Source organism: Clostridium sp. UBA6640, from assembly GCF_002455975.1.
Lineage (GTDB): Bacteria > Bacillota > Clostridia > Clostridiales > Clostridiaceae > Clostridium_J.
Window position 1 is genome coordinate 1 of sequence record NZ_DKLM01000046.1, and the last position, 4,742, is coordinate 4,742.

Sequence of the window (4,742 nt, forward strand, 5' to 3'; positions counted from 1 at the left end):
TGTGCATTGTGAATTAATATATCAAATTGTAACTTATATTCAGACATACATTAAATTTTAGAGTAGTTTATCTATAGTTAACCTCTAATTCTCATCCTTCAATTTGCCTAAGAGACTTTCCATATCTTCTGGTAATTTGCTCTCTAAATTTAACATTTCACCTGTTCGAGGATGAGGTATTATAAGCTTATAAGCGTGAAGCGCTTGCCTTTTTATGTACTGATTCTCTTCTATACCATATAAACTATCACCATAAATAGGGTGTTTTATATAGCTTAAATGAACTCTTATTTGATGAGTTCTTCCTGTTTCTAAGGTTAGTTCCACTAATGTAGCATTTTTATATCGCTTTATTACTTTAAAATGAGTTATGCTCTTTTGTCCATCACTTATCACTTCTCTTTTAATACTCTCTTCTGTAGGTCTACCTATAGGAGCATCAATAGTACCACTGTCTTCTTCTATTATTCCATGAACAATAGCTAAATAACTTTTAGTGATTAAGTTATTTTCCATACTTTTAGCTAAATTCATATGGGCAAATTGATTTTTACCTATCATTATAAGACCAGAAGTATCCATATCCAGCCTACTAACTAATCTTACTATACAATTTTCCCCTTTTTCTTTAAAGTAATAAAGTATACCATTTGAAAGAGTTCCTGTAGGATAGCTTTTTGTAGGGTGAACTATCATATTAGGTTGTTTATTAACTACTAACAAATCGCAATCTTCATATACTACATCTATCTCTATTTTTTCTGGAATAATATTCTGACTTTCATCTTTAGTAACTTGAACTTCAATAATATCTCCTTTATTTAGCTTATGATTCAATTTAGCAATACTTTTATTAACATATATTCTTTTATTAAGACCAGCATTTTTAGTAAATCTTCCAGAAAGCTCCAAAACATCTTTCATATATTCTCTGAGTTTCATTCCTTCTCCGCATTCTAATACCTTATATATTAAATTGTTATTCATATTTCACCTCCACTTGTATAGATGTACCACTTTTAAAATTAATCTATTACTGAAAATAATCAGTACTTATTAGTATATGGACTAAAATTCAATTCACAATTCACAGTGCACAATTCACAATTCACAGTGCACAATTCACAATTATGGATATTTCTCAGCAATTTCTGAGAAATTTAGAATTTATTCTGTAGCGGTAAGCAGTGTTCGCCATAATCACTAGCAATTTTATATTACTAGTCAAAAATAATTTCCTCCTTAATTGTGCATTAATCTAAAAGTTGTGAACTGTAACTTTTATTCGGACATACACTAAATTTTAGAGTAGTTTATTTATATATATACCACTCCTAATTTAATTTATATACTCATAAAATTGTGTTAGCAAATTGTTTTAGCTTATATTTATGTAATTGAGAATTGAGAATGGACAATTGACAATTATGATAGAAATTAGTTTTAATCAAACCAATTTCTTTAATAGATTTTTTAATACAGGTGACTGTGTCACCTGAAAAGAAATCAATTTAAAACTTCTCTTATAAAAGAGAAGTATCCATAATTGTCCATTGTCAATCGTCAATTCTCCATTGATTAAAGTTGCTATTAAAAAATTTATTTTTTAGGTTAAAAACCTCGAGTATTTACTCGAGGTTTAATAATTATTCAGCTATAGCCACAACTTCAATTTCAACTAGAGCATCTTTTGGTAAGCTTGCTACTTGGAAACAAGATCTTGCTGGTGGATTCTCTACAAAATATGTAGCATATACTTCATTCATTGCAGCAAAGTCATTCATATCCTTTAGTAATACTAAAGTTTTAACAACTTTATCCATTGATGTTCCAGCTTCTTCTAAAATAGCCTTAACGTTATCTAATGATTGCGCTGTTGCTTTCTTTATATCATCGTTTATAAGTTCGCCAGTTGCCGTATTTATTGGCAATTGACCTGACGTATAAACCATATTTCCTGCCTTAATAGCTTGTGAATATGGTCCTATAGCTGCTGGAGCCTTTGTTGTGCTTATTATTTGTTTTTTCATGTTAAAACCTCCTCAAAGTTGTTTATATATTAGCATATAAATATATGCTTAATAAACAAAATCCCTATCCTCACCCAATATAACTTCTATTTCAAAGTTTTCATTATAATCAGACATATACTCTACATCGTCTATATTGAAATCTTTTTTAATAACTTCTACAGCATCTTCTTTTAATCCATATATCTTAATCTTAGAAGTTTGTCTATTCTCATTAGCATTCCCTGTAGTATATTGGCTATAACCTTTTTTAGCTATATTTTCACCAAAGTTTCCTGCTAATCCATCTTTAGCTGTAGAATTTAGTATGTTAATTCTAATATTATCTTTTTTAAACCCTTCTATTTGCTTTCCATCATTAGACCCTACTTGTTTTTCATTGTTTAATATTGATAAAATTTCACCATTTGATTCTGGTGTAGAAATAAAATAAGATATTCCATTTATATATACAGGTTCCCCACCAATTATGTGAAAATTTATCTTTTCTTTAGATGTATTAGCTAGACCTAATCCATAGTCCATTATATTTAATGCACTTAAATTAGTCTCTATATATTTTGGAAAAACTGATAATACATTCGGAAGCTTAGGTATTATACTTGGACTTTGTATTTTCGCTAGTAAGGTTTTAAAGAATTTTTGTTGTTCTTTTATCCTTCCAACATCTCCTTCTACAAGTCCAGTTTCATCATTATTTTTTCTCCACCTTACAAATTTCTCTGCATCTTTCCCATCTAAATGCTGTGGTTCTGTGCTAGCTTCAAAGTATATGTGCAAATCCTGTGTAGGGTCGTCATAATACATATTTCTTTCTATTACTACATCTACCCCACCTATTGCATCAATAAATTCCCTAAAAGCTATAGTATCCGCCTTTACATAATAGTCTATGGTAATATTTAATAATTCTTCTACGGAGTCAACTAAATATTGAACGCCACCTATTGCATGAGCAGCGTTTATTTTTTGCTCTTGCCCATCAATAGTTACCTTTGTATCTCTAGGAATTGAAATAACATCGTATTTCTTTTCCTTTCCATTATAATGCACTAACATTATGCTATCTGTTCTCTTTGGATCGTATTTATCATTTTCATCACCAGATCCCAAATCTAATCCCATTACGAGAAAATTAACAGAGCCATCACTAGATAAAGTACCATTCTTATTTCCTTTATTAGCACCAGATTTTTTAAGTTCTATAGCATTATTATCAAAACTAGATAAATAAGTATATACTCCACCAGATAATAAGACTCCTATTAGTAAAATTATAAATAGAACTCTCAATAAAATAGATGACTTTTTTCTTTTCCTTTTATTTTTTCTTACAGATTCATTATCGCGTTTTTTGTTTTCTCCCATATTTAAACACCCACTACCTCTGAATTAGTAAATAATTTCTAGCTTCTATTGTATTCTTATGTAATAAAAGTTTTTTAGATAATATATATCTTATAGTGTTTTCGGAGCATTCAATAACAGCTTCATCTAAATCCTTATATGCAATTTCTCTTAAAGATTCAACTCCTTGAAAATTCCTTGAAGCTTCGATATAGTCTGATACATATATTATCTTTTCTAGTAAACACATATTAGCCCTTCCTGTAGTATGATATATAATAGCATCCAATATATCACCATCTTCAATACCAAAGGTATTTTTAGCTATATATGCTCCGACAACACCATGTAATAACTGAGGTGAATTATAATAATCCTCATCTATTTCATGATTATTTTCCTTTGAAATTCTTATAAGCTCATCAATGTTCATATTTTTTGCTGCATCATGTAATAGTGCTGCTATTCTTGCCTTTTTAGCATCCGCATTATACTGTATTGCCAATTTTTCAGCAACCTCTACAACACCTAGAGTATGAACATATCTTGATGGCTTCAAACACTTTTCAAGATATTTTTTTATGTCATCTTCTATTAACATTTTTTCACTTCCTTTATTTGTACAAGTTAAGCTTTTCAATAATTTTGTAAGGCTCATAAGGAAGAAGATATTTTACATTTTTATTTTCACTTATTTTCTTTTTAATTACTGTAGAGGAAATATCGATTACAGGCATATTTAAAAATATAATATCTGTATTATATTTTTCTTCAATATTTTTCTTTTGTTTTTTTATTTCTTCAAGACTATATCCTGGTCTTGTAAAAACTATAAGGGTACAATTTTCTAATATACCTTTAACATTTCTCCATCTTTCTAAATCAATTAAACTGTCCGCACCAGTTATAAAAAACCACTCAGTATTAGGCTCTAGATCATTAAAATGTTTTAAAGTTTTATATGTATAACTTAATTCATTACTATTTATTTCATAATCACTTATATCAAATCTTGCTTCATCCTTAATTACAGATTCTACAATTTCATATCTTATTTTACCTTCTGTAACTTTTCTTTGAGTCTTATGTGGCGGATTTCCACTAGGCATGAAAATAATTAAATCTAAATTTAAGTTATATAATGCTTCATAAGCAATATGCATATGACCGTTATGAATTGGATCAAAGGTTCCTCCAAATATTGCTTTTCTCATAATAAAACCTCTTTTTCTATATTATATAATACCATAATTTTTACTTTTTACCAAATACAAATTTCTTCCTTATATTAAATCATACACCCTATATAGAGTTCCACAATTAAAATTTAACTTATTCACGACTTTAATTTTCATAACAAAAATT

At 28.6% G+C, this 4,742-nt stretch carries 5 protein-coding genes; all 5 read right to left on the reverse strand.

What is annotated here, in order from left to right:
* Positions 1-84: 84 nt before the first annotated feature.
* Positions 85-987, reverse strand: coding sequence for an RluA family pseudouridine synthase (locus tag B2W91_RS04795; RefSeq protein WP_291579141.1), 903 nt, complete (start codon positions 985-987; stop codon positions 85-87).
* Positions 988-1,646: 659 nt separating this feature from the next.
* The gene (locus B2W91_RS04800; RefSeq protein WP_291579142.1) at positions 1,647-2,030 is read right to left on the reverse strand and encodes a RidA family protein; all 384 of its coding nucleotides are present in this window, start codon (positions 2,028-2,030) and stop codon (positions 1,647-1,649) included.
* A 48-nt stretch (positions 2,031-2,078) separates the two neighbouring features.
* Positions 2,079-3,398, reverse strand: coding sequence for an LCP family protein (locus B2W91_RS04805; protein WP_291579143.1), 1,320 nt, complete (start codon positions 3,396-3,398; stop codon positions 2,079-2,081).
* 13 nt (positions 3,399-3,411) lie between these two features.
* Positions 3,412-3,978: a bis(5'-nucleosyl)-tetraphosphatase (symmetrical) YqeK gene (gene yqeK / locus B2W91_RS04810; RefSeq protein WP_291579144.1), complete on the reverse strand. Its 567-nt coding sequence runs from the start codon at positions 3,976-3,978 to the stop codon at positions 3,412-3,414.
* 13 nt (positions 3,979-3,991) lie between these two features.
* Entirely contained in the window at positions 3,992-4,594 is a 603-nt protein-coding gene (nadD, locus tag B2W91_RS04815; protein WP_291579145.1) for a nicotinate-nucleotide adenylyltransferase, read from the reverse strand.
* Between the last annotated feature and the right edge of the window lie 148 nt (positions 4,595-4,742).

What these genes read in the sequence shown, in the direction of transcription:
- B2W91_RS04795 (WP_291579141.1), bottom strand. Translation starts at nt 987, where the DNA reads ATGAATAACAATTTAATATATAAGGTATTAGAATGCGGAGAAGGAATG.
- B2W91_RS04800 (WP_291579142.1), bottom strand. Translation starts at nt 2,030, where the DNA reads ATGAAAAAACAAATAATAAGCACAACAAAGGCTCCAGCAGCTATAGGA.
- B2W91_RS04805 (WP_291579143.1), bottom strand. Translation starts at nt 3,398, where the DNA reads ATGGGAGAAAACAAAAAACGCGATAATGAATCTGTAAGAAAAAATAAA.
- yqeK (WP_291579144.1), bottom strand. Translation starts at nt 3,978, where the DNA reads ATGTTAATAGAAGATGACATAAAAAAATATCTTGAAAAGTGTTTGAAG.